This window comes from Ruegeria sp. C2 (assembly GCF_056537765.1).
The window spans coordinates 1,773,281-1,799,027 of record NZ_JBQFRZ010000001.1 but is presented as its reverse complement, the minus strand read 5'-3'; the positions used below and the strand labels follow the sequence as shown (position 1 = coordinate 1,799,027).

Annotated in this window: 26 protein-coding genes and 1 tRNA gene; 14 read left to right on the top strand and 13 right to left on the bottom strand. The window is 60.8% G+C overall.

Annotation, left to right across the window (positions count from 1 at the left end; translation table 11 throughout):
• The first annotated feature begins 35 nt into the window (after positions 1-35).
• Positions 36-1,307: an NAD(P)/FAD-dependent oxidoreductase gene (locus ACR0IV_RS09080; protein WP_480656955.1), complete on the top strand. Its 1,272-nt coding sequence runs from the start codon at positions 36-38 to the stop codon at positions 1,305-1,307.
• 2 nt (positions 1,308-1,309) lie between these two features.
• Here the strand turns inward: ACR0IV_RS09080 and ACR0IV_RS09075 are convergent, their stop codons facing one another.
• Positions 1,310-2,011 (bottom strand): SDR family oxidoreductase, encoded by a 702-nt coding sequence (locus ACR0IV_RS09075; RefSeq protein WP_480468966.1) that lies wholly within the window; start codon positions 2,009-2,011, stop codon positions 1,310-1,312.
• A gap of 103 nt (positions 2,012-2,114) precedes the next feature.
• Between ACR0IV_RS09075 and ACR0IV_RS09070 the strand changes: the two genes are divergently transcribed.
• Positions 2,115-2,966, top strand: a complete 852-nt coding sequence (locus ACR0IV_RS09070) for a LysR substrate-binding domain-containing protein (protein WP_480468967.1) — start codon at positions 2,115-2,117, stop codon at positions 2,964-2,966.
• Here ACR0IV_RS09070 and ACR0IV_RS09065 read toward each other — a convergent pair.
• Complete coding sequence (locus tag ACR0IV_RS09065; protein WP_480468968.1) at positions 2,957-3,859, bottom strand: LysR family transcriptional regulator; 903 nt, start codon at positions 3,857-3,859, stop codon at positions 2,957-2,959. The genes ACR0IV_RS09070 and ACR0IV_RS09065 overlap by 10 nt on opposite strands.
• A 77-nt stretch (positions 3,860-3,936) precedes the next feature.
• Between ACR0IV_RS09065 and ACR0IV_RS09060 the strand changes: the two genes are divergently transcribed.
• The 5 genes from ACR0IV_RS09060 (at position 3,937) to ACR0IV_RS09040 (ending at position 11,114) form a co-directional block, all read left to right on the top strand.
• On the top strand, positions 3,937-7,149 hold the full coding sequence (locus ACR0IV_RS09060) for a reductive dehalogenase (RefSeq protein WP_480656956.1): 3,213 nt from the start codon (positions 3,937-3,939) through the stop codon (positions 7,147-7,149).
• Positions 7,150-7,278: 129 nt separating this feature from the next.
• Positions 7,279-8,145 carry an FAD binding domain-containing protein gene (locus tag ACR0IV_RS09055; protein ID WP_480656957.1) on the top strand — a complete coding sequence of 289 codons (867 nt, stop codon included), beginning with the start codon at positions 7,279-7,281 and terminating at the stop codon, positions 8,143-8,145.
• Positions 8,142-8,621 carry a (2Fe-2S)-binding protein gene (locus ACR0IV_RS09050; RefSeq protein ID WP_170408211.1) on the top strand — a complete coding sequence of 160 codons (480 nt, stop codon included), beginning with the start codon at positions 8,142-8,144 and terminating at the stop codon, positions 8,619-8,621. Before ACR0IV_RS09055 ends, ACR0IV_RS09050 begins: the two co-directional genes overlap by 4 nt.
• A complete protein-coding gene (locus tag ACR0IV_RS09045) occupies positions 8,621-10,876 on the top strand; it encodes a xanthine dehydrogenase family protein molybdopterin-binding subunit (RefSeq protein ID WP_480468971.1) in 2,256 nt (751 codons plus the stop codon). The genes ACR0IV_RS09050 and ACR0IV_RS09045 overlap by 1 nt, the downstream gene beginning before the upstream one ends.
• Complete coding sequence (locus ACR0IV_RS09040) at positions 10,869-11,114, top strand: MoaD/ThiS family protein (RefSeq protein WP_480468972.1); 246 nt, start codon at positions 10,869-10,871, stop codon at positions 11,112-11,114. Before ACR0IV_RS09045 ends, ACR0IV_RS09040 begins: the two co-directional genes overlap by 8 nt.
• Here ACR0IV_RS09040 and ACR0IV_RS09035 read toward each other — a convergent pair.
• Both ACR0IV_RS09035 and ACR0IV_RS09030 read right to left on the bottom strand, forming a co-directional pair.
• The gene (locus ACR0IV_RS09035) at positions 11,111-11,557 is read right to left on the bottom strand and encodes a hypothetical protein (protein ID WP_480656958.1); all 447 of its coding nucleotides are present in this window, start codon (positions 11,555-11,557) and stop codon (positions 11,111-11,113) included. The genes ACR0IV_RS09040 and ACR0IV_RS09035 overlap by 4 nt on opposite strands.
• 128 nt (positions 11,558-11,685) lie before the next feature.
• Positions 11,686-12,558 (bottom strand): LysR family transcriptional regulator, encoded by an 873-nt coding sequence (locus tag ACR0IV_RS09030; RefSeq protein WP_480656959.1) that lies wholly within the window; start codon positions 12,556-12,558, stop codon positions 11,686-11,688.
• Between the two features lie 100 nt (positions 12,559-12,658).
• Between ACR0IV_RS09030 and ACR0IV_RS09025 the strand changes: the two genes are divergently transcribed.
• The 5 genes from ACR0IV_RS09025 to ACR0IV_RS09005 are packed head-to-tail and all read left to right on the top strand — an operon-like array spanning position 12,659 to position 18,410.
• Complete coding sequence (locus ACR0IV_RS09025; protein WP_480656960.1) at positions 12,659-14,101, top strand: aldehyde dehydrogenase family protein; 1,443 nt, start codon at positions 12,659-12,661, stop codon at positions 14,099-14,101.
• Positions 14,101-15,078 (top strand): membrane dipeptidase, encoded by a 978-nt coding sequence (locus ACR0IV_RS09020; RefSeq protein WP_480656961.1) that lies wholly within the window; start codon positions 14,101-14,103, stop codon positions 15,076-15,078. Before ACR0IV_RS09025 ends, ACR0IV_RS09020 begins: the two co-directional genes overlap by 1 nt.
• A complete protein-coding gene (locus ACR0IV_RS09015) occupies positions 15,075-16,760 on the top strand; it encodes a hypothetical protein (RefSeq protein WP_480656962.1) in 1,686 nt (561 codons plus the stop codon). The genes ACR0IV_RS09020 and ACR0IV_RS09015 overlap by 4 nt, the downstream gene beginning before the upstream one ends.
• The gene (locus ACR0IV_RS09010) at positions 16,757-17,386 is read left to right on the top strand and encodes a DUF3726 domain-containing protein (protein ID WP_480656963.1); all 630 of its coding nucleotides are present in this window, start codon (positions 16,757-16,759) and stop codon (positions 17,384-17,386) included. The genes ACR0IV_RS09015 and ACR0IV_RS09010 overlap by 4 nt, the downstream gene beginning before the upstream one ends.
• Before the next feature lie 13 nt (positions 17,387-17,399).
• Positions 17,400-18,410 carry an Ldh family oxidoreductase gene (locus ACR0IV_RS09005; protein ID WP_480656964.1) on the top strand — a complete coding sequence of 337 codons (1,011 nt, stop codon included), beginning with the start codon at positions 17,400-17,402 and terminating at the stop codon, positions 18,408-18,410.
• 72 nt (positions 18,411-18,482) lie between these two features.
• On the opposite strand, the gene ACR0IV_RS09000 is transcribed toward ACR0IV_RS09005, so the two are convergent.
• The 9 genes from ACR0IV_RS09000 to ACR0IV_RS08960 form a co-directional block, all read right to left on the bottom strand.
• On the bottom strand, positions 18,483-19,076 hold the full coding sequence (locus ACR0IV_RS09000; protein WP_480656965.1) for a GNAT family N-acetyltransferase: 594 nt from the start codon (positions 19,074-19,076) through the stop codon (positions 18,483-18,485).
• Positions 19,069-19,467: a ketosteroid isomerase-related protein gene (locus ACR0IV_RS08995; RefSeq protein WP_480656966.1), complete on the bottom strand. Its 399-nt coding sequence runs from the start codon at positions 19,465-19,467 to the stop codon at positions 19,069-19,071. Before ACR0IV_RS08995 ends, ACR0IV_RS09000 begins: the two co-directional genes overlap by 8 nt.
• Before the next feature lie 2 nt (positions 19,468-19,469).
• The gene (locus ACR0IV_RS08990) at positions 19,470-19,922 is read right to left on the bottom strand and encodes an arsenate-mycothiol transferase ArsC (protein ID WP_480468982.1); all 453 of its coding nucleotides are present in this window, start codon (positions 19,920-19,922) and stop codon (positions 19,470-19,472) included.
• 3 nt (positions 19,923-19,925) lie between these two features.
• On the bottom strand, positions 19,926-20,405 hold the full coding sequence (locus ACR0IV_RS08985) for a UPF0262 family protein (RefSeq protein ID WP_480468983.1): 480 nt from the start codon (positions 20,403-20,405) through the stop codon (positions 19,926-19,928).
• Between the two features lie 98 nt (positions 20,406-20,503).
• Positions 20,504-21,805: a histidinol dehydrogenase gene (hisD, locus tag ACR0IV_RS08980; protein WP_480656967.1), complete on the bottom strand. Its 1,302-nt coding sequence runs from the start codon at positions 21,803-21,805 to the stop codon at positions 20,504-20,506.
• Positions 21,806-21,865: 60 nt separating this feature from the next.
• Positions 21,866-22,387: a GNAT family N-acetyltransferase gene (locus ACR0IV_RS08975; protein ID WP_480656968.1), complete on the bottom strand. Its 522-nt coding sequence runs from the start codon at positions 22,385-22,387 to the stop codon at positions 21,866-21,868.
• Positions 22,384-22,860 carry a DUF2948 family protein gene (locus ACR0IV_RS08970; RefSeq protein ID WP_480656969.1) on the bottom strand — a complete coding sequence of 159 codons (477 nt, stop codon included), beginning with the start codon at positions 22,858-22,860 and terminating at the stop codon, positions 22,384-22,386. The genes ACR0IV_RS08975 and ACR0IV_RS08970 overlap by 4 nt, the downstream gene beginning before the upstream one ends.
• Positions 22,857-24,125, bottom strand: coding sequence for a UDP-N-acetylglucosamine 1-carboxyvinyltransferase (murA, locus tag ACR0IV_RS08965; RefSeq protein WP_480656970.1), 1,269 nt, complete (start codon positions 24,123-24,125; stop codon positions 22,857-22,859). The genes ACR0IV_RS08970 and murA overlap by 4 nt, the downstream gene beginning before the upstream one ends.
• A gap of 6 nt (positions 24,126-24,131) precedes the next feature.
• The gene (locus ACR0IV_RS08960; RefSeq protein ID WP_480468988.1) at positions 24,132-24,287 is read right to left on the bottom strand and encodes a hypothetical protein; all 156 of its coding nucleotides are present in this window, start codon (positions 24,285-24,287) and stop codon (positions 24,132-24,134) included.
• Positions 24,288-24,370: 83 nt separating this feature from the next.
• Between ACR0IV_RS08960 and ACR0IV_RS08955 the strand changes: the two genes are divergently transcribed.
• Both ACR0IV_RS08955 and ACR0IV_RS08950 read left to right on the top strand, forming a co-directional pair.
• A tRNA-Thr gene (locus ACR0IV_RS08955) sits at positions 24,371-24,445 on the top strand.
• Between the two features lie 397 nt (positions 24,446-24,842).
• A complete protein-coding gene (locus tag ACR0IV_RS08950) occupies positions 24,843-25,718 on the top strand; it encodes a carbon-nitrogen hydrolase family protein (protein ID WP_480656971.1) in 876 nt (291 codons plus the stop codon).
• The last annotated feature ends 29 nt before the right edge of the window (positions 25,719-25,747 follow it).

The following is a 25,747-nucleotide window of genomic DNA, read 5'->3' as shown; positions in this document are numbered from 1 at the left end:
CCCTAATGGACCCGTAATACTGCAAGGAGCGCGATGTGAGCGATCATGATCAGTCCCTTTGGTCAGAGACCTGCCGCGAGCATGTGGAAAGCCAACCTCTGACACGCGACATCACCGTCGATCTTGCGGTCATTGGCGGTGGGTATACCGGCTGTTCGGCCGCTCTGACAGCCGCGCAGGCGGGGGCCTCGGTCTGTGTGTTTGAGGCGCAGGGGATCGGGCATGGAGGCTCCGGTCGCAATGTCGGGTTTGCCAATGCGGGCCTGTGGTTGCCGCCTGAAGAGATACGCAAGTATCTGGGCACGGAAGCCGGGAACCGCCTGATCGATCTTCTGGGTGCGGCTCCATCCGAGGTGTTCGACCTAATCGAAGCACATGGGATCGATTGCGACCCGGTCCGCGATGGCACCCTGCATTGCGCGCATTCGGCGGCCGGTTTGCGCGACCTGCAATCCCGTCACGCGCAACTGAGCGCGACAGGTGCTCCGGTCGAGTTGCTTTCTTCGGATCAGGCCGCGAACCGCACCGGAAGCGAGGCGTTTCACGGGGCGTTATTTGACCCGCGTGCAGGCACGATCCAGCCACTGGGATATGTGCGCGGTCTGGCGCGCGCGGCGCAGGAGGCCGGCGCGCAGATCTTTGTACAAAGCCCGGTGCGGTCGACGCGGCATGATGGCGATGTCTGGATATTGACGACGCCACAAGGCACCGTTCGGGCAAAGTCGGTGATCCAGGCGACCAACGCGTATCACCAGAATCTGGCCGACTCTGCACCGGCTTATGTGCCGGTCTATTATTTCCAATACGCCACGGCATCTCTGTCTGTCAATCTGCGGGCCAGCATTCTGCCGGGCGGTGAGGGGGCGTGGGATACCGGCCTGATCATGACCTCGTTCCGGATGGATCACGAGGGGCGCTTCATCCTCGGTGCGATGGGCGATCTTGCCCATGCGGGAAGCGCGACACATACCGCGTGGGCCAAACGTAAACTGGCCGAGTTGTACCCGCAACTGGCCGATCAACCCTTGGAACAAGGCTGGCACGGGCGCATTGCCATGACCTCGGACCATATCCCCAAGATCACCCGGATCGGACCGAACGCGCTTGCCATCCACGGATATTCGGGTCGCGGTATCGGTCCCGGCACCGTGTTTGGCCGCCTGACCGCGCAGAGCTTGTTACAGGACGACCCCGTGCTTTTGCCGGTGCCTGCGGTGTCCGATTACAGCGAGCGCTGGACTGGCCTGCGCCGCGCCTATTTCGAAACCGGCGCGGCGCTGACGCATCTCATCAAGGCCCGGTTCTGACGTCAGACAGACCGGGTGATTCCACCGTCGACGCGAATGTTTTGTCCGGTGATGTAGCCTCCGCCTTCAGAGGCGAGCATGGCCACGACCGAGGCGATCTCATCATAGCTGCGCCCATAACGGCCCAGTGGGATGCGTGCGCGGAACTCTTCCTTCTCGGGCAGGCTGTCGATGAAACCGGGCAATACGTTGTTCATGCGGATATTGTCGGCAGCGTATTGGTCCGAGAACAGCTTGGTAAATGCCGCCAACCCTGCGCGGAACACGCCAGAGGTCGGAAACACCGGATCAGGCTCGAAGGCGGCAAAGGTCGATATGTTGATGATCGACCCACCGCCTTGCGCCTGCATGATCGGGGTTACCAATCGTGTGGGCCGTACGGCGTTCATGAAATAGACATCCATGCCGGCGTGCCAATCCTCATCCGTCAGTTCAAGCACCGGCGCGCGAGGGCCGTGACCTGCCGAGTTGACCAGCACATCAATCCGCCCCCAATGGGCCATCGCTGCATCGATCAGCTTTTGCAGATCATCATTTGATTGGTTCGAGCCGGTGATGCCCACGCCGCCCAACTCATGCGCCAGCGCCTCACCCTTGCCCGAGGAAGACAGGATGCCGACCTTGAACCCGTCCGCCGCCAATCTGCGCGCACTGTCTGCGCCCATGCCGCTGCCGCCTGCGGTGATCAAAGCTACTTTTTCCATCTACACACTCCTATGCCTTGTTTCGCAAGACGATGGCGCAGCAAGATCAATTTTACCAATCAGTTCTGTTGCGCGGTGGCAGTAGAAAATCTACAGTCAGGGAATGCCCGCTCTTCCACCTCTCAACGCGATGCGCGCCTTTGAAGCATCGGCGCGTCACCTGAATTTTCGCCTTGCCGCGGAAGAAATCGGCGTAACCCAGGGGGCGGTTGCGCAACAGGTGCGCGGGCTTGAGGCGCGGCTGGGAACGGCGCTGTTCGAACGCCTTCCACGCGGTTTGTGCCTGACCGAAGCGGGGCGTCGGTTCCACGCACCGCTGCGCCGGGCGTTTCGGCTGATCGAAGAGGCTGTAGATGATTTGGCCGATCAGCGGCAGATCACGATCTCGGTCACGCCCAGCTTTGCCTCAAAATGGCTGGTGCCGCGTCTGAGTGATTTTGTGACCCGACATCCCGACATCTCGGTGCAGGTCGACGCGCGCGAGCGGTTGGCGGATTTCAGGTCGGACGGAGTCGACATCGCAGTGCGTCAAAGCCGAATGCCGATTGCACAGGGCTTGCAGGCGACGCCCCTGTTTTCGACCGAGTTCGTGGTGGTTGGCAGCTCGGAGCTTGCCGCGCAAATCTCTGGTCCAGACGATCTGATGCAGCACGTTCTGCTCAGCGATTCCCATGGGCTGTGGCCCCTGTTTCTGGAACGCGCCGGGGTCGATGGGCGACCCCGGATGATGAGTTTCAGCCAGACAAGCCTGGCGATAGATGCCGCAATCTCTGGGCAGGGGTTTGCGCTGGCCAACGCACCGCTTGTGTCGGCAGAACTGGCCTCGGGTCGGTTGGTGCAGCCGCTCTCCGAGGTGCTGGTTGATGACCTGAGCTTTTTCATCGTCACCCCGCAGAAACCGCGTCAACCAGAGTTGGTGAGACAGATGCGCGACTGGTTGCTGTCTCAGGTCTGAAGAGTTGTGGCAATGGCCTCAATCCGTTCGCGTAACCAACGATGTGCCGGGTCGTTGGCCGAGCGTTGGTGCCAGACCATATAGATCGACACCGGCTCGCATTTGAACGGCAGCGGCGCGCAGTCCAGCGCTGCAAGCGGACCGCGTTTCATCAACGCCGTATCGGTCGAGATCAGGTCGCTGCCTTTCACGAAGGGCGGGATCGCGTTGAAATGCGGCAAGGTCACGACGGGCGGTCTGATCTGGCTCTGATCCACGCCACGCATAACAGCGCGGGCGTTTCGCCCATCGGCAAAGCGCACCTCGACATGGTCGCTGTTGCAATAGGCCTGCCAATCCTTGGGCGGATCGCGACGGGAGGCGTCGTAGAATACTATCAGCGGGCTGGTAATCAGCCGTTTCTGAAAGATATCCGGCCCATCCGGCGGCAGAGGGGTCAGCATCAACTGACACCGATCGCTACGCAGCAGGTCCGGGTCGGGAACGCCCGAGGGGATGAACTCCAGCCGCAACCGAACGCCTTCTTCACGCGTTTCCCGCAACAGATCGGGAAATATAAGCTCGCGCGGCATATCATTTGTGGCGATCTGAACGTCCATCTGCTCGGACAGCGGATCAAACGGGCGGCCTTCGGTCAGCGCGCGCATGCTGTCCAATACCTGCTGTACCGGCTCTTTCAGCGATAGCGCACGCTCGGTCGGGGTCAGTCCCTGACCGGACCTGACAAACAGCGGATCACCCAGCACCTGCCGCAACTTACCAAGCGTATGGCTGATAGCCGATTGCGTCACGCCCAGCCGGTCCGCGGCTTTCGAGACCGAGCTTTCTTCGAGTATCGTCAGGAACACTCGCAGGACCTTGCCGTCGAGATCTGTGAAATCAATTCTGCTCATACCATCTATGATTATTCATGAATGGTTTTGGTGTCCATGCCGGGGTAGGGGAGTGGGCAGCAAGCAGGAGGCGCGCAATGGGGATCCGCTTTTTCTCGGACAAGAACAGACCTGTTCACATGGGTCCGTTCCCGCTGGAACGGCTGGCGCGGCAGGATCGGATGCCTGATCTGGCGCTGGTCGAACCGATGCGCGCACTCAGCTTTCACAGGCCCGAGCAGCCCGAAAGCATCGTGAATGCGATGGGCGAATTTCAGGCGATGATGGACGCGATCCGGGATGGGTTCGTGAATCCGGTTGCCTCGGAGATTCCTGCCAACCCTGTGGATCGTGCCAACCATCTGAAAGCATTCGGCTATTTCAATGATGCGTCGATGATGGGCTGCGGGCCGCTGCCTGCGGAGGCGATGCTGGCTGAGCCGCGGCGCAACCCGGATATCGACCGGCTGGCCCATGCGCTCAAAACGCGGCAGACCAAGACACTTGCCTCGGGCATCGACGTGATCATGGCGGACCTGAAAGAAAGCATGGAGGCCGCGCCGAAACCCATCGACTCTCATCGTCATGCGATTGTGTTCCTCTATGAGTTCAACCGCGACCCTGAGCCGTCAGAGCCGGGCACAGACTGGATCGGCGATGCGCAGGATCACCGCGCGTGCCTGCTGGCGACCGAGAATGCGGTGGTCATTGCCAATTACATCCGCCTGCTGGGCTTCGATGCGCGTGCGCATGCGGCAATGTCGTCCGAGGTCGATCTGGGCAAGCTGGCGGTTGCGGCGGGACTGGCCTCGGTCGAGGACGGCGCGGTTGTGGTGCCGTGGCTAGGCAAGCGGTTCGGTTTGGCCGCCGTGACCACCGAGATGGAGATCGCGCATGACCGCCCACTGCGCCCGATGGCCGACCAGCCTTGGTTCCGCACGCAAGGACCCGCTTGGTGGCTGGGTGCGGGCTTTGCAAAGAACGCGCTGAACCGGGATGCCTATGCCAAGCGGCGTTATGTGGACGGGGCGCATCCGTTTGAGAACCTCAAACGGGTCGACACTCCGACCACCTATATCGACGAGGAAAACGTAGCCCGCGTGCCCAAGCGCGCGGATATGTTCGCACGGGCCCAGTTCGGTGACATGGGTAAATCGCTGCAGGATGCGACCAAGGGCGGGCACTACGTGCGCAAATCCGCCCCCAGCTTTGCCCAACGTCGCGCGCTGGGCGCGTTTGTTCTGCTGCAGGACGGTGACAGAGCCGAAGCGGCGCGGCCAACAGATGCCGAAAGAAATGCCCAGAATATCAAGGCCGCGACCTATTTCCTTGGGGTCGATGCGGTCGGCCTCAGCCGGTGCCCCGAGTGGAGCTGGTATTCCCACGACGCCACCGGGGAAGAGATCGTTCCGCCCCACGATCAGGCCATCAGCATGATCATCGATCAAGGCTATGAGACGATGGAAGGTGCCAGTGGTGACGATTGGATCAGCGTCGCCCAATCGATGCGCGCCTATCTGCGGTTCTCGCTGCTCGGGAGCGTGATCGCGCAGCAAATTCGCAATCTCGGCTACAAGGCCAAAGCGCATACGGTGATGGATGGTGAGGTGCTGCAACCGCCGCTGCTGCTGCTGTCGGGATTGGGAGAGGTCAGCCGGATCGGCGAAGTCATCCTGAACCCCTATCTCGGCCCACGCCTGAAATCTGGTGTGGTGACCACTGACATGCCGATGGCGCATGACAAACCTATCGATTTCGGCCTGCAGACCTTTTGCGAGTCTTGCAACAAATGTGCCCGCGAATGCCCCTCGGGTGCCATCACCGCCGGTCCGAAGCTGATGTTCAACGGCTATGAAATCTGGAAATCTGATAGCCAGAAATGCGCCACTTATCGCATTACCACGCCGGGCGGCGCGATGTGCGGGCGCTGTATGAAAACCTGCCCGTGGAATCTGGAGGGGATCTTCAAGGAACGTCCCTTCCGATGGGCCGCGATGAACATCCCGCAGGCCGCGCCTGCCTTGGCCAAACTGGATGATGCCGTCGGCAACGGGGGTCTAAATGACATCAAGAAATGGTGGTGGGACATCGAACTGGAACCCGACGGGGCCTATCGCCCATCCCAGCATTCTTTGAACCGGCGGGATCTGCAAAAAGACCTCGATCTGAAATACGAGGATCAGACGCTCGCCGTTTACCCCGCGCCCTTGGCACCGCATCCTTGGCCATACCCGTTCAACATGGACCGCGAAGCCGGGATTGCCGCCTATGAGGCGATGGTCACCGCCGAAGACTACAAGACGCGCAAAGCGGCGGGCGACATGTCGGTCATCCATCGCTATCAGGTCGCCGGGGACGCCCCGGTGATGCGGGTCGAACTGACCAAGGTCGATAAGATGACTGCGGACGTCACCAAGTACGAATTCTCGACCCTCGACGGCGCGCCTTTGCCCCAATGGACCGCTGGGGCGCATCTGGATGTGCTGGTCACGCCTGAATTCCTGCGGCAATATTCGATGTCGGGCGACCCTTCGGACCGCACAATCTACCAGATCGGTGTGCTGCGCGAGGATGAAGGGCGCGGAGGCTCGGCCTTGCTGCATCGTATCTTCAATGAAGGGCGCAAGGTCTTCATCTCGAAGCCGATCAACCACTTTGAGCTGGATGAGACCGCGACCAGAACCTTCCTGATGGGCGGCGGTATCGGTATCACGCCGATGATTGCCTTTGCCCATCGCCTGTACGGGTTGGGCAAGCCCTTCGAGCTGCATTATTCCGCCAGCACCCGCGCCGGTGCCGGATATCTGGACGATCTGGCAGCTATGCCATGGGCCGATCATGTACACTATCATTTCTCGGATGAAGGCACGCGCGCCGATCTGGAGGCTGTTCTGGGCGGATATCAGGACGGCTGGCACGTTTATACCTGCGGCCCGGACCGCTATATGGACGGTGTTATACAGGCTGCCGAGGCGCAGGGTTTCCCCGAAGAAGCGCGGCATCTGGAGTATTTCTCGGTCCCCGAACAGCCCGATTATGAAAATAACCCGTTCACTCTGAGGCTGGCGAAATCGGGCCGGGACCTGACCGTTCCGGCAGACAAGGATGCTGCTCAGGTGTTGAACGAAGCGGGTTTCCACGTCGATGTGAAGTGCTCCGACGGCATTTGCGGTGTCTGCAAATGCGGCGTGATATCCGGCGAGATCGAACATCGCGACTTTGTCCTGTCCAACAAACAAAGAGAAGGCGCGATCATCCTATGCCAAAGCCGAGCAGCCGCACCAGACGGGGTGATCGAGATCGATCTGTGATCATTGGTGAAGAAACGACATTTTGAATTAGAAAAATTGGTCGATCCAGCCATGGACGCCGCCGATTTGCTGGACTAACGTCCCCGGCGAACCCCAGTCTATCCTGATCAACAGGTGCGAGGTATTTTCATGGATTATCACAGCCCCGCCAGCTTTGCCGAAGCGTCGGCTCTGGCCGCAAACGCGACGGGCATCACACGGTTTCTGGCAGGCGGCACCGATGTGCTGGTGCAACTGCGCTCGGAACTGGTGACGCCCGATACTCTGATCGACATCAAGAAGATCGACGGCGTCAGCGACATCACCCGCAATGCCGATGGCAGCTGGACGCTGGGCGTCGCGGCGACGGGTGCCGAGATGAGCGAACACGCCGAGTTGGGGCGCGACTGGCCGGGTGTGGTCGAGGCGATGGACCTGATCGGATCGACTCAGGTACAGGGGCGAGCCACTCTGACGGGCAACCTGTGCAATGGTTCTCCGGCAGCGGATTCGGTGCCAGCGATGGTTGCGGCGGGCGTTACGGTCACCGTGACTGGCCCGGACGGCACGCGAGAGGTGGCGGTCGAAGACATCCCGACCGGACCCGGCAAGACTTCACTGGCCAAAGGTGAACTGATCTCGGCGGTCAACATTCCCGCGCGCGGGGAAAACGGCGGTGATGCTTACCTGCGCTTTATCCCGCGCACCGAGATGGATATCGCGGTTGTTGGTGTGGGCGTTAACGTGCGGCTGGATGGGGATACCATCACCGAAGCCCGCGTGTCGCTGGGTGCCGTGGCCCCGACCGTCTTGCTGGTCGAAGATTGCGCCAAGGCAATCATTGGCAGCGCGCTGGATGAAGCCGCGTTGGAAGCACTGGCAACTGCGGCCTCTGTCGCTTGTAACCCGATCGATGACAAACGCGGGACCATCGCGTTCCGCACCGAAGTGGCCGGTGTACTGGCCAAACGCGCCGCGAAAATCGCCTATGCCCGCGCGAAGGGAGAAGACGTATGAGCAAGTTCCACGTATCCACCACCGTGAACGGGGACGCGGTTGAATACCTCTGCGACCCGCGCGAAACCCTGCTGGATTGTCTGCGCGACAAGCTGAACCTGACCGGCGCGAAAGAGGGCTGCGGCACCGGCGATTGCGGCGCATGTTCGGTCAGCGTTGACGGCCGCCTTGTGTGCTCTTGCCTGATGCTGGGCGTCGAGGCTGAGGGCAAGCAGATCGAAACGGTCGAGGGCATTGCGGACGGCGACGTCCTGCATCCGCTGCAGAAGAAGATGATCGAATATGCCGCCCTGCAATGCGGCATCTGCACCCCGGGCATTCTGGTGGCGGCCAAGTCGCTGCTGGAAAAGAACCCCAATCCCACCGAAGAGGAAACCCGGTACTGGCTGGCAGGCAACCTCTGCCGCTGCACCGGCTATGACAAGATCATTCGCGCCGTGATGGATACGGCGGCTGAAATGCGGGAGGCGTCATAATGGCACTGGACGATCGCAAATCTGATTTCACCTTTGTCGGCACCCGCCCTGACCGCCCCGACGGTCTGGACAAGGTGACGGGCCGCGCCAAGTTCGGTGCAGATATCTCAGCCCCCGGTATGCTGCACGGCGCAATCCTGCGCTCGCCTCATGCGCATGCGCGGATCGTGAAAATCGACGCCTCAAAGGCTGAGGCCCACAAGGATGTCAAAGCCGTCGTCACACGCGCCGATTTCGCCGATGTCCCGTTCAAACCGGGGCTTGAAGGCGAATTCTGGAACGTGCTGGAAAACGTCATGGCGGGTGAAAAGGCGCTCTATGACGGTCACGCGGTGGCGGCAGTTGCAGCGACATCGGCCCTGGCGGCGCGCGATGCGCTCAAGCTGATCGAGGTCGAATACGAGGTCCTGCCCCATGTCACCGACGTGGACAAGGCGATGGCCCCCGACGCACCCGTCATCCGCGAAGGTGCGGCGGATTATTCTGTGCCTGAGGGCATGCACCCCAACGTAGTGCGCTATCACGAAAGCGGCCATGGTGATGTCGAAGCCGGATTTGCCGAGGCCGATCTGGTCGTCGAAGACAGCTTTGTCACCGAGGCCACCCATCAGGGTTATATCGAACCGCATGCCTGCATGGGCTCCTTGGGCATGGATGGCAAGGGTGAGCTGTGGTGCACCACCCAAGGTCACTGGATCGCGCAGAAAACCTGCGCCGCGCTGCTGGGGATCGAAACTTCGCAACTGCGCGTGACCGCGTCCGAGATCGGCGGCGGCTTTGGCGGCAAGACCACCGTGTTCATCGAACCGGTCGCGCTGGCGCTCAGCCGCAAGGCAAACCGTCCGGTCAAGCTGGTGATGACCCGGTCCGAGGTGTTCCGCGCCACGGGCCCGACCTCATCCGCGTCGATGGATATCAAGATCGGCATGAAGAAAGACGGCACCATCACGGCGGCTCAGGGCATTTTCCGCCTTCAGGGTGGAGCCTTCCCGGGTGCACCCGGCGACATGACCGCCATGTGCGCCTTTGCGCCCTACAACCTGACCAATGTGCGTCAGGTCGGCTATGACGTGATGGCCAACCGCCCGAAACAGGCCGCCTATCGTGCACCGGGCGCTCCGATGGGCGCGTTTGCCGTTGAATCCGTTCTGGATGAGCTGTGCAACAAACTGGGCCTCGACCCGTTGGATGTGCGTCTGAAAAACGCGGCTCATGAGGGCACCAAGGCCAGCTATGGCCCGACCTATGAGCGCATCGGCCTAGTCGAAACGCTGGAAGCTGCGAAAGCGCATCCACATTACGCAGCCCCGCTGAAGCCGGGGCAGGGGCGCGGGATCTCCTGCGGATTCTGGTTCAACCATGGCGGCGAAACGTCGGTTTCTCTGGCCCTGTCCGAGGACGGCTCGGCCCAAGTCATGGTCGGTACGCCGGATATCGGCGGCTCGCGCGCGTCAATGGCGCTGATGGCGGCCGAGGTTCTGGGTATTCCCTACGAGAATATCCGCGTGACCGTCGCCGATACGGCAACGCTGGGTTACAATGATGTAAGCCACGGCAGCCGCGTGACCTATGCCTCGGGCTTGGCGACCATCAAGGCGGCCCGCCATGCGGTCGAGCAGCTATGCGCCCGTGCCGCAGCCAGCTGGGGTATTCCGGTTGATGCGGTGAAGTGGGAGAACGGCTGTGCTGTGCCCTCAGGCCCCAACGCCGGTGACTTCGACCCTCGCCCGCTGGCCGATATCACCGCCCATATGGGCGCGACCGGCGGCCCGATCTCGGGCCATTTCGAGGCCACGCCTGAAGGCGCGGGTGTATCCTTCGGCACCCATATCGTCGACGCTGAGGTTGATCCGGAAACCGGCAAGACCAGCATCACCCGCTACACGGTCATTCAGGATGCGGGCAAGGCGATCCACCCGACCTATGTCGAAGGCCAGTATCAGGGCGGAGCCGCGCAGGGCATCGGCTGGGCGCTGAACGAGGAATATATCTATGGCGACGACGGTCGTCTGCAGAACTCGATCTTCCTCGACTACCGCATCCCCGTTGCCAGCGACCTGCCGATGATCGACACGGTGATCGTCGAAGTGCCCAACCCCGGCCACCCGTTCGGTGTGCGTGGTGTGGGCGAGACCGGCATCGTTCCACCTCTGGCCGCAATCGCCAATGCTGTGTCCAACGCAGCGGGCGTGCGGCTGAAGCAACTGCCGATGTCCCCGCCGCGCATTCTGGCCGCGCTCAAGGACAATGGTTGAGGTCCACCTCTGGTCCAGCCTCCGGTCTCTGACCGGGGGTTGCGAGGTGGTCGAGGTCGAGGCCAAAACCACCGGAGAGCTGCTGCGCGAACTGGTGCGCGCGCATCCGCAGCTTCAGGCCCCGATTGATGCGGGCGTGTCGATTGCCATAGACGGGCGCGTCATCGCCAGTGGCTTGACCGAACCGATCCCCGAAGGCAGCGAAGTCTATCTGATGCAACGCCTGCGCGGCGGCTAGTGCCGCCGATACCGCTTGGGGGCATAGCGGTAATGCGGTGCGCGATAGGATCTGGACCGCAGATGCAGCCTCTGCGCCCGGTACCTGGGATAGTTATACGCCGGGTGCCGATATTTGGGGCGCTTGTATGCCGGGTGATGATACAGCTGCTTTTGCTTCGGCTGCTTGTATATTTTCACCTTGGGTTTCTTGTATATCTTCAGCTTGATCTTGGGTTTGTGCACGTTGGCTTTCACAACCGGAAGATCAACCTGCGCCGGGTTCACGGCAAGCGTGTGATACCGCGTAATACGCGGCTCCGCCGTGCCATGAAAAGCGGCATCCGATGCCGAGACGCGCTTGTATCCCGATGGGCCATGCACCGCGATCTCTTGCGCAGCCACAGCTTGCCCGGCCAGCAAAACAACGAGTGCGGGCAGATATGTCGTGATGGACTTTTTCATCATCTCTCCTATCTCTGACACCACTTGTGGGCCTGATAGAAAGATGTGGTCGCCCTTGGTTTCTGCCCAATAAACCTTGCTCACAGCATGGCGAGAGAATGTGCAGAGCGGTGTCTGACGTTTCCCGGTCAGGAAAATCCGTGCGACAGGATAAACTGACTGCAGGCCGCTGTCAGAGAGGGGAAGCGGGTCCTCTCACGAAGATAAAGATAGACCTGCCGCTTGTCGTGCAGATTCGCGATGGCGCAGAAGGCGACCTCCGAGGGCAGGAACTCGGTCACCGTCTTGGGTAGGACGGTGATCCATCTTCCGGACCGGACCATCGTGATCAGGGAATGCGTGTTGTGGATTGTGACCTCGGCGGCCTCGGCCACGGCCGCAAAATCCGGCGTTTGGATCAGGTCACACAACGCGTTGCGTATGAAGGGGGCATTCTGCAAATCCGCGATGGTCGGCGGCGTCTTTTGCGTGATCAGCGGATGATCCGAAGCCGCTACAAGGCCAAATGCATCCTCGAACAGAGGAACAGCTTTGACCCCGTTCAACGCATGCAGTCCCGAGGCGATGCCGATATCCGCCTGATCACCGGTCAGCGCGTCCAGCACTTGCTGGGTGTCGGTATCGCGCAGCTCAATCTGTACACCGGGGTACTGTCTGCTCATATGCTCCAGAAGGTTCGGAAAGATCAGCGCGCCGACAGACGGGACCGACACGATGCGGATCAGGCCTTGCTCGGCATGGGCTGCAGCTTCGATATTCTGGACTGTCTGATCGAACTGCCGAACCTGTTGCAGCGCCAGATCGAACACTTGCTCTCCCAGTGCGGAGAGTTGATTTTTACGTTCACCTTCAAACAGCTTCTTGCCCAGATGATCCTCAAGCTGTTTCAGGGTCATCGACAGGGCCGATTGGGTGCGGCCCAACCGGTCTGCAGCCTCGACCAGATTGCCGGTTTGGGCAACGGTACAGAAACAGCGCAGCATTTCGATCTTCAGTGTCAAATTTCAATTTTCCTGAACTTAACTTCAATTGTTTGAGTTTGACTGATGTCGCCCGAAGAATCCATCCTATGGAGAACAAATTCTGACTCTGGGGCGCAACGTGACCAAATTGAACCTGATCGCTGGCGAATGGCTGGCGGGCGAAAGCGAAATTGAAAACCGCAATCCATCGGACCTGATTGATCTGGTCGGCATGTTTGCTCAGGCCAGCGCCGATCAGCTTGAGGCGACGCTGGATCAGGCGCGTATCGCACAGGCCGAGTGGGCGGCTTACGGGCTGGAGCGCAAGCAGGCTGTGCTGAACGCCATCGGCACTGAACTGATGGCCCGCGCCGAAGAGCTGGGCACGCTGCTGGCCCGCGAAGAAGGCAAGCCGCTGGCCGAGGGCAAAGGCGAAGTGTTCCGCGCTGGTCAGTTCTTTACTTACTACGCCGCCGAATGTCTGCGCCAGATTGGCGAGAACGCCGATTCCGTCCGTCCCGATATCGAGATTGACGTGCGGCGCGAGGCGGTTGGCGTGGTCGCCATCATCAGCCCGTGGAACTTCCCCACTGCGACGGCGTCGTGGAAGATTGCACCCGCCCTCTGCTATGGCAACGCGGTTGTGTGGAAGCCTGCCAACATTACGCCGGCTTCGGCAGTGGCTCTGACCGAAATCATCGAGCGGCAGGATATCCCCAAGGGTCTGTTCAGCCTTGTTATGGGGTCTGGGCGTAGCATCGGCCAACGGTTGGTCGAAAGCTCGAAGGTCAACGCAATTTCCTTCACCGGTTCCGTGCCAGTGGGCAAGGGCATCGCCGCCGCCGCCATTCAGAACCTGACCAAAGTACAGATGGAGATGGGTTCCAAGAACGCACTGGCCGTGATGGACGACGCCGATCTGGATCTGGCGGTGACGCTGGCCTTGGGCGGCGCATTCGGTGGCACAGGGCAGAAATGCACCGCCTCGTCACGGCTGGTTGTCCACGCGGGCATCCACGATGCTTTTGTTGAGAAACTGGTTGCAGGCGCGCAGGCGATGAAAGTGGGTCACGCGCTCGAAGAGGGCACTCAGATGGGTCCCGTTGTCAGCCAGCAGCAGTTGCAGGAAAACCTCGCCTATGTCGATCTGGGCAAAACCGAAGGGGCCGAGCTGGCCTGTGGCGGTCAGCGTCTGGAAATGCCGCATGACGGGTTCTACATGTCGCCGGGCGTGTTCCTGAACACCAATAACGACATGCGCATCAACCGCGAGGAAATGTTCGCGCCGCTGACCAGCGTCATCAAGGTCGGCAGCTATGACGAAGCGCTGAGCGTGGTCAACGACACCAATTTCGGCCTGACCTCAGGCATCGTGACCAAATCGCTGGCCCGGGCCACTCATTTCCGCCGCAACGCGCGCACCGGTGTGGTGACGGTGAACCTGCCCACCGCAGGCACCGACTACCACGTGCCCTTTGGCGGACGCGGCGACAGCTCCTATGGTCCGCGCGAACAGGGCAAGGCGGCGGCGGAATTCTACACTACCGTCAAAACCGCCTATATCAGCGCAGGCCCGGTCTGATGCTGATTGACGGGCTGCAATATGCCAACTGGTCGGAGAAGATTTTCCGCCAACTGCGCGAAGGCGGCGTGGACGCGATCCACGTCACCATCGCCTATCACGAAAGCTTCCGCGAAACGGTTCTGAATTTTGAAAAGTGGAACCGTTGGTTCGAACAATACCCCGACCTGATCATGAAAGGCCGCTGGGCCAGCGACATCGACACCGCGCGCGCATCCGGACGGACGGCTGTGTTCTTCGGGTTCCAGAACCCCAGCCCCATCGAGGACGATATCGGGTTGGTCGAGATACTGCATGACCTGGGTGCCCGCTTCATGCAGCTGACCTATAACAACCAGTCGCTGCTGGCGACCGGCTGTTACGAGGCCGAAGACACCGGTATCACCCGCATGGGCAAGCAGGTAATCAAAGAAATGAACCGTGTAGGTCTTGTTGTCGACATGAGCCATTCGGCGGACCGGTCGACCATCGAGGCCGCCGAACTGTCCGAGCGTCCCATCGCTATCACTCACGCCAATCCGCACGAATGGTCACCCGCGCTGCGCAACAAGCGCGACGACGTGATCCGTGCGGTCACACAAAACGGTGGGATGCTCGGCTTTTCGGTCTATCCTCATCACCTGAAAGACAAGTCCGACTGCACGTTGGAGAGTTTCTGTGAGATGATCGCCCGCACGGCTGAGAGATACGGCGTCCAGCATCTGGGGATTGGCACCGACCTGTGTCAGGATCAACCCGACAGCGTGGTTGAATGGATGCGCGTTGGACGCTGGACGAAACAGATCGATTACGGCGAAGGCTCGGCCTCGGCCCCCGGTTTCCCGCCGATGCCGGGCTGGTTTCAGGACAACCGAGACTTTGGAAATATCGCATCCGGCCTGCGCGCCGCAGGCATGAACACCGAAGAGGTCGCCGGGATCATGGGTGGCAACTGGTATCGCTTCTTCGCCGACAATTTCGGCCCCCAAAGCGCATGACCGATCAAAGCCCTCATATTGCGCGCCGCGACCCGGCCTTGGTAATGCGCCTGTCGCGATTGGGATCGCTGCATCAATGCCGCCTCAGCTTCATGCGGCAACTGACCCGCCGGATGGCGGCTGAGAACTGGGCGTTCACGCGCGCGGTCTTCCAGATTGACGACAAAGGTGTTGGCCACGCGGTCTATACCGCGCAAGGCCCGGAACGGGCCTATTCACTGGTGGCGTTCGCCCATGATTTGCCGCCTGAGCAACGCTCGGATCGCGTGATTGCCGAAGCCTGGGACGCGACCTTTGCGCTTTTCGACGGTATCCCGACTGAAGATGACATCGACCGCCTGTCGCGGAACGTGCCCCTGCAAGAGGCCGGGCGAGTGAGCGAAAGCGAACTGTCTCTGTCGCGTGCCAACCGTTCGGTGCGTCTGTGGGCGCATGTGGTGGATCGTCTGGCTTCTGGTCAGCAACCCGATCTCGAACAGATTTACAAGGTCGGCTACCTGATGCGGACCACCGCCGTTTATGGCTCGGGCAAATTCGGCGCAGCGGATCGCGAGAAGATTGCAGACCGTGATGAGGTCAGCGCGCCATTTCAGGCCGAGATGCTGTCGGTCTATCTGACACGAACTTTCGTGCGCGATCTGGTGCAGCACATGGCCCGCGCCAAAGGCGGCGACCAGACGGCAGAGCTGGACCCCGACATCGCGCGCTGGCTGGGCATCGGCAACTCGACCGGGCTGGGCATGGCGCCCTTCATCGTCAACCACCCCGTTCTGTTCAACAACTGGATCATGGTGCGGGAAGAGGCCATTGCGCGGGTCCGGTCCGTCGAAACAGCTTCAGAGGCTGAAGTGGCCTGCTTTCGCGATGTGTTTGAGCGCAGCAAGCTTTCGACCTCGTGGTGGCGGTCCGAACACCCCATTCAGATCGGGAAACTGGCCGCGCTGAATACCGATCTGGGCGCAATATCCGAGTATCTGGACCAAACCGACCTGACCCGGAATTATCCGTGGAACCGGCTGATCCTCTGGTCGCAGGATGCGCTGAGCGAGGAAGGGCAGGAACTGCTGGCCTCGCTGATCCTGGAACCCTACGGCGATCTGGTCGATGGGCTGACCAGCTGTATGGCAGACAGCAGCCGGACGGCGCATGTGATAGACGGCGCGATGCCCGTTGCTGGGGTGCGTGACCTGATCCGCGCCAGCTTTGGCTGGGCGCTGGATCTGGACTGGAGCGCGCCCGAACACTGCGCGCGCGCCTGGTATGTGTCGGAAGAAAAGCTCGAACCGCGACTGGGCGAGCGATTTGATGAGCCGATTGCAGACTACGAACAGCCGCTTGCACCAGCGCGCGATGCCGCTCTGGCTGACAGGTTGCTTTCTCAATGGCCAGAAACAGTACGCGTTGCCGACTTTCTGCTGGAGCATCCCGAACACCGCCACACAATTCGCCGCGCACAAATGAGCCGCGTCGCGCCCTACGGCGAGATCCGCGACAACACGATCAGCGCCGATGTTCTGCCGATCGACATGCTGCGTGCCAAACTCTCGTTTTTTGGTGCAACCCATTTCGACCCCCGTTCGGATCGTTGGGTGCGCATCTGCATGTATGCTGGCGCGCCGTATCCCGAGGATCTGAACAACCGAACCGCTGATATGTGGGTCTATCCGGAGCTTGCACCGTGAATGTGTCGCTGAACGAGATCGAAGCCACCGCCAAGCGCGCCACGCGCGGGGCCGGTTACCCTTGGGGGCTGGCGGAAGAGGCAGGCAAGGCCACGCGCTGGCTCTGTGCGCAAGGGATGGATGGCGCGAAATCCTTGGCGCAGCTGCTCGAACAAGGTTTGGCTGCCTCGCTCAGGGACCATCGACCGGTCGCGACGCACGCGGATTGGGCCGGGCAGGGCGCGCTTTGTCCGATCATCACGGGCGCTTTACTATCCGATCGATCTGACCTGCTGCGCGCGGGTCCGATACGTATCCGAAACCTTGCGGCACCGATCCTTCTGATGCCCTTCGCGGCGTCTGCGGCCCGCGCTCAGAATTCGGTGATCACCCTTACGACCGGCCAGTTCATGGCCACAACGGACGGTGGATGCCTCACTGCCGGGCAGGACTGGCCCGCGCTTTCTGATGGCGTTGAAGTCGCGCTGGGCGGTCAGATCACCACCCCTCGACCACAAGCAACCCGCGCGACGCCGGATTCGGCAAGCTGGGATACGCTCAACCGATTTGCCCATCGCACCTATGCGCCCGCGACCGAAGAATCCCGCCTGTTGGGGGCCGGGGCTGGCCTATCCGATAACGACTGAATGAGAGACCGACATGATCGAAACCCGTACCCTCACCCTTGCTGAAATCGAGGATTTGTCTTTCCGCGCATTGGTGGCTGCGGGCACCAGCCCCGAGAACGCCCGGCCCCTGGCTGTTGCAACCGCAGCGACCGAGGCGGACGGGGTGGCAAGCCATGGCTTGGCCTATATCCCGATCTACGCCGAGCATGTTCAGTGTGGCAAGGTGGATGGGCAAGCCACGCCTCAACTGTCCCAGCCGCGCCCCGGCGTGGTGACGGTTGATGCAGCGACCGGGTTCGCCCATGCAGCGATTGACAAAGGTTTCGAGGCGCTGATCCCTGCGGCGCGTGCGCAAGGCGTCGCGGTTCTGGCGATCCGCAACAGTTATAATTGCGGCGTTCTGGGCTATCACACCTTCCGGTTGGCACAGTCGGGCCTTGTGGGGCTTGGCTTCACCAATGCACCTGCTTCTATCGCTCCGTCCGGCGGCGCCAAGCCCGTGGTCGGGACCAACCCATTCTCAATCGCGGTCCCCGGAAACGATGGCCAACCCGCCCTGCTGATCGACCAAAGCGCCAGCACCATCGCCAAAAGCGAAGTCATGAAGCATGCGCGCGAAGGCAAACCGATCCCGATTGGCTGGGCGCTGGATGCCGATGGCAATCCGACAACCGATCCGAATGTGGGGCTCAAAGGCTCCATGGCACCATCGGGTGGCTATAAAGGCGTGGGCGTGGCCCTTCTGACCGAGATTCTGGCTGCCGCGCTGACAGGGGCGACGCTGGGTATCCACGCCTCACCCTTTTCGGGAACGGCGGGCGGCCCACCCAAGACAGGGCAGTTCTTCATTGCTATCGACCCAGACGCAACCGCATCCGGCGGTTTCCCGGAAGGTATCGCGCAACTCGTGTCTGCCATTCACACCCAAGAAGGCGCGCATTTGCCCGGAGACGGCCGCCGAAGCTGCCGCGAAACAGCCGCGCAACACGGCGTCGCCGTCAACACCTCTACGCTGTCCAAGATCGAAGCGCTGCTGGGCTAGGTCTGTTCAGGGCACTAGCATAGCATGGGGTGGTGAGATTACGGCAAGTGGGCGGCTTACGCCCACCAACCGTCACAAATCCCGCATCCAGAACTGTAGCGGCTTTTGGCTTTCGCTGTCCTCGCCCACATCCTTCCAGGCGAACTGCGCGACCACCCCGGGCAGAGGCGCGTAGCCTCGGGCGCGCCAGAATGTATCCAGCGGGCGGTAGCCATCAGGCCGCATCGGGTGATCAGCGGGACGTTGCACGCTGCAGAAGGCGCATTTGGTGAAACCCAAAGCACGGGCATGCGCCTCGCGCTGATCAAAGAACTTATGCCCGACACCCTGCCCCCTGTAGGCGGGCAACAACACGGATTCAGCACAATAGAAGATCTCGGAAAGGATCAGATCCGTGCTTGCGAAGGCGGCGGCGAAATCGTCGGCGTGATCGGTCAGCGGGGCACCGGTTGAGGCCCCCACCAGCCGGTCGCCATCAAATGCGCCGACAACGATGGCCTTGTCGCTGTCGCGGTAGGATTGCAGATATTCGCGCTCATAGGCCAGATCACCGTCGTAGAGATAGGGCCAGACCCGGAATACCTCGATCCGCAGACGGGCAACGTCGTCCAGCGCAGCCCCGAGCGCCGCTCCGGTCAGGGGGCGTACATCGGTGATTTCAGCCATTCGAGACCTGTTTGGTCCAATCGGCAAGATTGTAGAAGGTGGTCACGCGGGTAATCTTATCATTTTGAAGATCAAAGAACGAACCCGCCGGAAGGCGATAGGTCTGACCATGCGCGTCGGGCAGGCCCTCATCGGTTTCCAGATAGGTGCCGTTAACGATGAATTCGGCGGCAGCGCGTGTGCCGCCTTCGGCCTCGAAAATCACGATATCAGTCAGATTCTCGCGATAGCAGCGGTTCATATGGGCGCAGAAGGCGGCAAATTTCTCTTTGCCCACGCGAATCTGGCCCTCGTTCACGTGATGGGCCACATCATCGGACAGGCAGGCCAGCATGCCGTCCACATCACCGGCGTTGAAGGCGTCGAAATAGGTTTTCACGGTCAGGTTCATGGTCACTCCGTCGGTTCGCCCCAGCGGTCTTTCAGATGCGAAACGATCTGATCGCGGGTTTGTCGGTAGTGGTGTAGCTTGGCTTCCCGTGTCTCTCCCATCCCCGTAGGGTCCATAATTGGCCAATAATCGACATCGAGGTGAAAAATCCGCGTCAGTTCCAACGCCCGGCGCTGGCTGGCCGGGGACAGCGCGACGATCAGGTCGAACGAACTCAGATCGTCCCCCCATTCCTCCATCTCGTCGAAGGATCGTGTGCGATGGCGGGACAGCTCGACGCCGATCTCCTGGCAGACCGCGATGCAGAACCCATCGATATCCAGATCGCTGTGCACTCCGGCAGACTGTACGTATGTACCTGTGCCGTAGAATTTCTTCATGATGCCTTCAGCCATGGGCGACCGGACCGAATTGTGGTCGCAACAGAACAGGATGGACTGCGGCAGCGGCGTCACCCGTTAGCCTCCGAAATGCAGCACGCAGATCAGCGTGAAGAGGCGGCGGGCAGTATCGGTATCGACCTCGGCTTTGCCCTCCAGTCGCTCCTGCAACACGCGGCTGCCTTCGTTGTGAATGCCGCGCCGGGCCATGTCGATGGTTTCGATCTGGCTGGGCGGCAGGTTCTTCACCGCGTTAAAATAGCTTTCGCAGATCTGGAAGTAATCCTTGACTACCTGCCGGAACGGGCCGAGCGACAGGTGAAATTCGGCCGCCTTCTCACTGGCTTCGGTTTCGATGTCGAAGACCAGCCGTTTGTCGCGGATCGACAGCTGCACATGGTAAGGTCCGTCCGGGATCGCCCGGTCGTCACGCGCTGGAAGGGTGAATGAGTTCTCCTCAAGCAGATCATAGATGGCGACCTTGCGCTCCTGCTCGATCTCGGGGGTCGGCGGGGGCAGGTTTCGGTCATCCAGTTCGATATGCGAGATACGGGTCATCTTAACGGTCACAATCCTTACGTCTGCACAGACCTATAACAACGAATTTCAATGGGCAACGCACAGAAACGCCATGCGCGCCGGGTCTTTGCGTCACTTCAGTCATTCAGCCGGTTCAGGCGCGCAGAAACGGACAGGCCATGCGCTTCGAGGCTTTCGGATCGCGCAAGCGTTTCCGCCGCCGGGCCGATGGCGCGCAGGGCCTCGGGCGTCATCTGGCTGAGCGTGGTGCGTTTGAGGAAATCCATAACGCTGAGGCCGGACGAAAAGCGCGCCGAACGCGCAGTGGGCAGTACGTGGTTGGGGCCGCCGACATAATCGCCAATGGCCTCGGGCGTGTACTGACCGAGGAAGATAGCGCCTGCGTGGATGGTTTGCTGGCTCAGCGCTACCAGATCGGCCACGCAGAGTTCCAGATGTTCGGGCGCGATACGGTTGGACAGCGCGGCTGCCTCGTCCAGATCGCGCACGGTGATCACGGCGCCATAGTCGCGCCAGCTGGCCCCGGCGATGGCGCGGCGTTCCAGGGTTTCGAGGCGTTTGTCGACCGCCTGCGCGACGGCCTGACCGAAGCCCGCGTCGTCCGTGATCAGAATGGACTGGGCGCTTTCGTCATGTTCGGCCTGGCTGAGCAGGTCCAGCGCGATCCAGTCGGGCTCGTTGTCCTTATCGGCGATCACTAGAATCTCCGACGGCCCCGCGATCATGTCGATGCCAACCTTACCGAATACTCGGCGTTTGGCGGCGGCGACAAAGGCATTGCCCGGCCCGGTGATCTTGTCGACCGGCGCAATCGTATCGGTGCCATAAGCCAGCGCGGCCACCGCTTGCGCGCCGCCGATGCGATAGATCTCATCCACGCCCGACAGCTGCGCCGCCAGCAGGACCAGCGGGTTCGCCTGACCGTCAGGTGTCGGCACAACGATGGCCAGCCGCTCCACCCCTGCCACCTTCGCCGGGATCGCGTTCATCAGAACCGACGACGGATAGGATGCCAATCCGCCCGGCACATAAAGCCCCGCAGCCGACACCGCCGACCAGCGCCAGCCTAGCGTAGCGCCAGACTCATCGGTCCACCGATGATCCTCAGGCATCTGCTTTTCGTGATAGGCCCGGATGCGCGCGGCAGCCAGTTCAAGTGCAGCGCGGTCCTCGGGCGTAACCTGTGCAACAGCCTCGGCGATCTCTTCGGCAGAGAAGGCCATGGTCTCGGGCGTCAGCTCCAACCGATCGAATTTGGCGGTCAGTTCGATCACCGCCGCATCGCCACGGGTCCGCACATCATCGATGATCTGCGCCACGACCGCATCCACATCGGGGCTGTCCTCACGCTTGGCGGACAACAGCGCCTGAAACGCGGGCTCGAAATCGGCGGAGGTCGTGTCGAGGAAAACGGGCATGTAAGGGACTCCGAAAGCGTTCCCACGGGTCTTATCGCCGAGACCGGGCGGCCTCAACCCTTAGCCCAAGGGGTGCAGCGATTTGCGCATCGGGAATTGCGGGATGCCGTGCCACTCGGTTGGATCACCATCATCCTGCCAACCCTGCCTTTGATAGAATGCGTGGGCGGTTTTGGTTGCCTGCAAGTGTGCCTCGGTACAGCCTTGCGCATGCAGTTCATTCTCCAAACGGCACAACAGCGCAGTGCCGAGTCCGCAACCGGAACAATCGGGATCGACATAGAGCAGCGATATTTCACCCTCTGCTCGCAACCCGCCAACAGCTGCGATCCCATCCCCCTTGGTCGCGACCCATAGAGAGGCGCCAGCCTTGATCCAGCCCCGGACCGAGGCCGGGTCCTTGTTAGCGGTCCAGCGGGCAAGGTTTTCGGGATCACCCAGATGATCCGCCTGACACAGATCGCGGATCGAACGGATCAGAACACGACTAATATCAAACACGTCAAACACGGTTGCCCGCCGCACTGCGGTGCCCTGCGGCGGGTTCGGGAAGGCCTGCGCTATGCCGCGTTTGTTGTTCACTCGGGGTGATGGGGGGCGTGGCCGGACGGTGCCTTGTAGGGGCGCGTGACATCTTTCAGCGTGGCATCGACGGCCTCGACCGACAAGCGGATCGCACCATCGCCCGCCAGCGTCAGCAGGATTTGCCCTGCGCCATCTTCCGACGGTTCGAATTCGACCGACAACAGCGACAGGATCATGTCCTTATCACTGCGGTCGATGCCCTGACTGGCCACCGACAGAACCGAGCCGAACATCAAAACGGCCTGCACCCGCTCAAACGCACGACCGCGCCGGGCGGCGGCATCCTTGTCTTCCCAGCGAAAGCGATTGAGCAGCAGCGCAAAGCGGCGCTGGCTGGGCTGCCATGTCATCTCGGTGACCGGGAAAATCGCGTCCTGTGTCAGGGTCGCGATGACCTTCAGGTCATCCGTATCCTCGGCCCCAAGGTTCAGTGGTGCCTCGCGGCCGTCTTTGAAACTCGCGTCTGTCATTGACCCTTAATCCGTTCGATCTTTGCGCCCACGCCTTCCAGCTTGCGCACCACATGCTCATATCCGCGATCCAGATGATAGACCCGGCTGACCACCGTCTCACCTTCCGCCGCCAGACCGGCAAGGATCAACGAGACCGAAGCCCGCAGATCCGTTGCCATGACCGGCGCGCCTTTCAGACGCTCAACCCCGGTGACGGTCGCCGTGCCGCCATGCACCTCGATATTCGCACCCATGCGCACCAGTTCGGGCGCATGCATAAAGCGATTCTCGAAAATACGCTCTTCAAGAACGGACACACCTTCGGCAGTGCACATCAATGCCATCATCTGCGCTTGCAGATCGGTCGGGAAACCGGGGAACGGTTCGGTGACCACATCGACCGAGGTCACACGCCCGTTCTTGCGGGACACTTTCAACCCGTTGTTGGTCTCAGAGACGCTGATCCCCGCCGCATCCAGCTTGGCGGCAAAGCTTTCGACCAGCGACATGCGCCCGCCCAGCAATTCGACCTCGCCCCCGCAGATGGCCGGGGCCAGCATATACGTGCCAAGTTCGATCCGGTCGGTCACCACCTGATGGGTCGCGCCATGCAGCCGGTCGACGCCTTGAATCTCAATGGTCGAGCTGCCTTCGCCCGAAATCTGAGCCCCCATCTTGCGCAGGCATTCGACCAGATCGACAATCTCGGGCTCGCGCGCGGCGTTCTTCAGCACTGTGGTGCCTTTGGCCAGTGTGGCCGCCATGACGATGTTCTCGGTGGCACCCACGGAGGCAAAGCGCATCTCATGCACCGCGCCTTTCAGACCGCCCGGGGCCTTGGCGTGCAGATACCCGTCTTTCAGCTCGATCTCGGCCCCCAACGCCTCAAGACCTTCGACATGCAAATCCATCGGTCGCGCGCCGATAGCGCAGCCGCCGGGTAGCGAGACAACAGCCTGCCCCAGCCGCGCCAGCATTGGTCCCAACACCAAATTCGAGGCACGCATCTTGCGCACAATTTCATAATCCGCTGTGTGGCTGATCAAGTCATGGCTGGACATCGCCAGCACCTGACCATCCTGCAGCGACGAGACCTCGGCCCCCAGCGATTGCAGCAGCGCGGTCATCGTCTTGATGTCGCTTAGACGCGGCGCATTGGTCAGCGTCAGCGGTTCTTCGCTGAGAAGCGTCGCGGGCATCAGCGTCAGGCACGCATTCTTGGCCCCCGCAATCGGGATCTGCCCGTTCAGCGGGCCGTTGCCCGTTACCAGAATCGAATCCATCTGCTCTTATCCCTCGTCCTTGCCGGCCTTGTCCTCGGATGCCGCCCGCGCCTTGGCCTGCGCCTTGCGCCGCGCCATATTCGCCTTGAGCGCCGCCTTCAGCCGCTCCTCGCGTGCATCACCGGGTTTGCCGTGTTTTTTGGGTGAATTTTTGTCTGCCATTGCCTTTCTCTACAGGAGTGGAAAAAAACCGTCCAGACACCCTTGCGCCGCGTTTCGTTTGAGTCTAATCACCCGCCCACGGCGCTGCTGTAGCTCAGAGGTAGAGCACTCCCTTGGTAAGGGAGAGGTCGAGAGTTCAATTCTCTCCAGCAGCACCATCTCTCCATCGTGACCGATCAAATTCTTCAACACATTGAAGAAAAAGCATTTTTCATAGTTTCTTGCGCACGATTCCCATTGTGTTGCATCGGCTCTTCAAGGGGCAAATTGAGCGTGGTTTGCACGGCGATATGACCGCTATTTTCATATATACCCCAATGCCTTGAGGGGCATCCTGAGGCAAATACAATACATTCCTCAAACTTGACGGTGTTCGGACGCCACCCTTCCGCCTTTGCGATGTGTTCCAAGGTTTTGTTGTCGATCTTGGTTTCTGTCGCGTTGAGCGCTGTCTGTTCTTGCGGACTCGACTATCTAAGGCATTGCAACTGGCCTATACAGCCACCGAATGCGCACTTTAATGTAGCGCGAAATAAACCGTTAAGGATTTCGGGCATGAAAGTTGCAACCGCTGCATATGATCTCGACTGGCTCGACAGCTGGGCGCAGTACGAAGACAAGCTGAATCGTTGGGTGTCCGAGGCCGCGGGGCAGGGGGCCGGGCTGCTGGTCTTTCCTGAATACGGCGCGATGGAGCTTTCGACGCTTGATGGTGCAGCTGTGGCTGGCGATCTGGAACGCTCGATCCGGGCGGTTTCCGACCGTATGGAAGATGTACAACACATACATCAGCGCCTCGCGAAAGAGTACAACACATACATTCTGGGCGCCTCGGCCCCTGTTGTGGATGGACCGGGCCGACCGATGAATCGGGCCACGCTTTGTGCGCCCGACGGTGGTGTTGACCATCAGGACAAGCAGATCATGACCCGGTTCGAACGTGATGCCTGGGACATCGCGCCGGGCGGTCCGCTGAAACTCTTCGATACGGCTTTGGGTAAGATCGGCGTGCTGATCTGTTATGATAGTGAGTTCCCATTGCTGGGCCGCGCCCTGCAGGATGCCGACCTGATCCTGGTGCCATCCTGCACTGAGGCCCTATCGGGATATTGGCGTGTACGCATTGGTGCGATGTCAAGAGCACTTGAAAATCAATGCGTTACAGTTATGTCGTCGCTTGTCGGTAACAATGAATGGTCCGAAGCCGTGGATATGAACACCGGCATGGGCGGTGTTTTTGGCCCGCCCGACAAAGGCTTCCCGCAAACCGGTGTTCTGGCCGAGGGGGTCCTGAACCAGCCGGGATGGACCTATGCCGATGTCGATCTGGGCGCAATCGCTGCTGTCCGCGCTGATGGTCATGTGCTCAACCGTGCTCATTGGGTCGAACAGGGTCCCAGAGTCGATTCAGTCACAATATCACCCCTTTAGGTGATTCCGCCCTTGAAATAAGGCCGAAA

Bases quoted from the DNA above. Each gene is read 5' to 3' on its own strand.
- ACR0IV_RS08995 (WP_480656966.1), bottom strand. From the start codon at position 19,467: ATGAACCTGACCGTGAAAACCTATTTCGACGCCTTCAACGCCGGTGAT.
- ACR0IV_RS09055 (WP_480656957.1), top strand. From the start codon at position 7,279: ATGGATTATCACAGCCCCGCCAGCTTTGCCGAAGCGTCGGCTCTGGCC.
- ACR0IV_RS09045 (WP_480468971.1), top strand. From the start codon at position 8,621: ATGGCACTGGACGATCGCAAATCTGATTTCACCTTTGTCGGCACCCGC.
- ACR0IV_RS08950 (WP_480656971.1), top strand. From the start codon at position 24,843: ATGAAAGTTGCAACCGCTGCATATGATCTCGACTGGCTCGACAGCTGG.
- ACR0IV_RS09000 (WP_480656965.1), bottom strand. From the start codon at position 19,076: ATGGCTGAAATCACCGATGTACGCCCCCTGACCGGAGCGGCGCTCGGG.
- ACR0IV_RS09040 (WP_480468972.1), top strand. From the start codon at position 10,869: ATGGTTGAGGTCCACCTCTGGTCCAGCCTCCGGTCTCTGACCGGGGGT.
- murA (WP_480656970.1), bottom strand. From the start codon at position 24,125: ATGGATTCGATTCTGGTAACGGGCAACGGCCCGCTGAACGGGCAGATC.
- ACR0IV_RS09060 (WP_480656956.1), top strand. From the start codon at position 3,937: ATGGGGATCCGCTTTTTCTCGGACAAGAACAGACCTGTTCACATGGGT.
- ACR0IV_RS08970 (WP_480656969.1), bottom strand. From the start codon at position 22,860: ATGACAGACGCGAGTTTCAAAGACGGCCGCGAGGCACCACTGAACCTT.
- ACR0IV_RS09035 (WP_480656958.1), bottom strand. From the start codon at position 11,557: ATGAAAAAGTCCATCACGACATATCTGCCCGCACTCGTTGTTTTGCTG.
- ACR0IV_RS08960 (WP_480468988.1), bottom strand. From the start codon at position 24,287: ATGGCAGACAAAAATTCACCCAAAAAACACGGCAAACCCGGTGATGCA.
- ACR0IV_RS09005 (WP_480656964.1), top strand. From the start codon at position 17,400: ATGATCGAAACCCGTACCCTCACCCTTGCTGAAATCGAGGATTTGTCT.
- ACR0IV_RS09015 (WP_480656962.1), top strand. From the start codon at position 15,075: ATGACCGATCAAAGCCCTCATATTGCGCGCCGCGACCCGGCCTTGGTA.
- ACR0IV_RS09065 (WP_480468968.1), bottom strand. From the start codon at position 3,859: ATGAGCAGAATTGATTTCACAGATCTCGACGGCAAGGTCCTGCGAGTG.
- ACR0IV_RS09050 (WP_170408211.1), top strand. From the start codon at position 8,142: ATGAGCAAGTTCCACGTATCCACCACCGTGAACGGGGACGCGGTTGAA.
- ACR0IV_RS09070 (WP_480468967.1), top strand. From the start codon at position 2,115: ATGCCCGCTCTTCCACCTCTCAACGCGATGCGCGCCTTTGAAGCATCG.
- hisD (WP_480656967.1), bottom strand. From the start codon at position 21,805: ATGCCCGTTTTCCTCGACACGACCTCCGCCGATTTCGAGCCCGCGTTT.
- ACR0IV_RS08985 (WP_480468983.1), bottom strand. From the start codon at position 20,405: ATGACCCGTATCTCGCATATCGAACTGGATGACCGAAACCTGCCCCCG.
- ACR0IV_RS09075 (WP_480468966.1), bottom strand. From the start codon at position 2,011: ATGGAAAAAGTAGCTTTGATCACCGCAGGCGGCAGCGGCATGGGCGCA.
- ACR0IV_RS09020 (WP_480656961.1), top strand. From the start codon at position 14,101: ATGCTGATTGACGGGCTGCAATATGCCAACTGGTCGGAGAAGATTTTC.